1 protein-coding gene and 1 pseudogene are annotated in these 1542 nt (G+C 71.5%); both read right to left on the reverse strand.

Annotated features, from left to right (window positions below; genetic code table 11):
* Positions 1–625: pseudogene (locus A5691_RS16845) on the reverse strand (hypothetical protein); the annotation flags it as partial.
* A gap of 187 nt (positions 626–812) precedes the next feature.
* Positions 813–1542: hypothetical protein (locus tag A5691_RS28380; RefSeq protein WP_197696192.1), on the reverse strand; the 730-nt coding region annotated here is incomplete at its 5' end.

Consider the following 1542-nt stretch of genomic DNA (forward strand, 5'->3'; position numbering starts at 1 on the left):
TCGTGAACAGCGCCGACGGGTCGATCGCCGACGTCCAGCGCCAGCCGCTGCCGGCCGACGACGAGGCCGCGGTGGCCGCCTCCAGCGCGGGCTTGATCAGCGGGATGTCGATGCCCGAGCCGACTACAAACACGCCGTCCGGCCGTGTCTCCAGCGTCTCCGCGTGAGACACCATGCTGGCCAGCTGGGCCACCGCGGCCTCGTCGTCGGCCGGCAGCGGCTGGCGCTGGACGTCGGCGATCGACCCGTCGGCGCTGTTCACGACCGCCAGAGTGGCGGTGTCCGGCTCGATGTACAGCAGGGCAGTTTGTGAGTAGTTGGTCTGGCTGCCCACCGCTTGCGCGAGGGCGGCCGCGGCCAGGAAGGCCGAGACCAACATCACGTTCTCCACCTTGTGGGCGGCCAGTGCGTCCCGCAGTGCGGCGGCCTCGATCGGGTCCGTGAATGTGACGCCGGTCGATGCCAATTGGTAACCGCCCTCGGCCGCGCCCTGACGGGTGCCCAGGATCGCGGAGACTACCTGGTTGGCCGCGCTGAGCGTTGCCGCGTCGTCTTCGGGCGGAACGTCGAAATTGTCTTCGTCGACGGTGGCGCCTTCGCCATTCTGGCCTTCGACCAGCACCATTCGGACTGCCGTCGGCGCCATCGACACGCCAAGTACCGTGTCCAAAGCTCCTCCATCGTTCGATTGCTAGCGCTGATGATGAGAACGTGGCCGCCGCACCCCGCGAAAACGCCAGAGGTCACTTAGTCCCCACCGTGTTTTCCCCTAGTGTCTCGATTTTACGCGTGTTCGGCGCCCGGCGGGCGGGCTAGGGGACAAGGATGCCGTGGCCGCCCAGGTGCCGATGCAGCCAGTCGTCCCACTGGTCGCTGTGGGACGGGCCGGGTCCGGGTTGGGGCGATGCCGGCGGGGGCGGGACGCCCGGGACGGATGCCCACAGCGGGGGCGCCGACGGGCCTGGTGGTGGCGCCTGGACTGCCGGGGCGACGACGTTTTGGGTGATGCCGGGGCGCTGATGCGCGTGGGCCCGGATGTCGAAGGCCAGCGCCAGCGAGAGCGCCAGGACACCGCCGACGAATACCAGGGTCGCGGTGACGACGGCCAGCACCGGCTTCCGGCTGCGCCGATCGCCCCGGTCCGCCGCGGACTCGGCTCCCCGGGCCGCCGCGTCGCCCGCTTCGGCGCTGTACGCGAGCTCGCGCCCGCCCGTCGCGGGTTGTCCTGCGTAGGGCATCGCGATCGTCGACGGCGCCCCCAGGTGGGCGTTGGCCGCCGCCAGCGAGGCGCCGCGGGCCAGCGCCATCTCGGGTTCCTCGGGCGTGGTCACCGACAGCGAGGTCGCCGACTCGAGCGCCGGCTTGATGTACGGGATGTCGACGTCCGAGCCCACCAGGAACAGCCCGTCCGGGCGCGCCCTCATCGATTCGGCGCCCGAGGCCAACGCGGCCAGCTGCGCCAGCGCCGCCCCGTCGCTGCTGGGCAGCGCATGCCGGCGCACGTCGGCGACCGAACCGTCGGCGGTGTCGACGACGGCCAGC

Origin of the sequence: Mycobacterium sp. E183, assembly GCF_001667735.1 — a bacterium.
In the GTDB taxonomy this organism is placed as follows: Bacteria; Actinomycetota; Actinomycetes; order Mycobacteriales; family Mycobacteriaceae; genus Mycobacterium.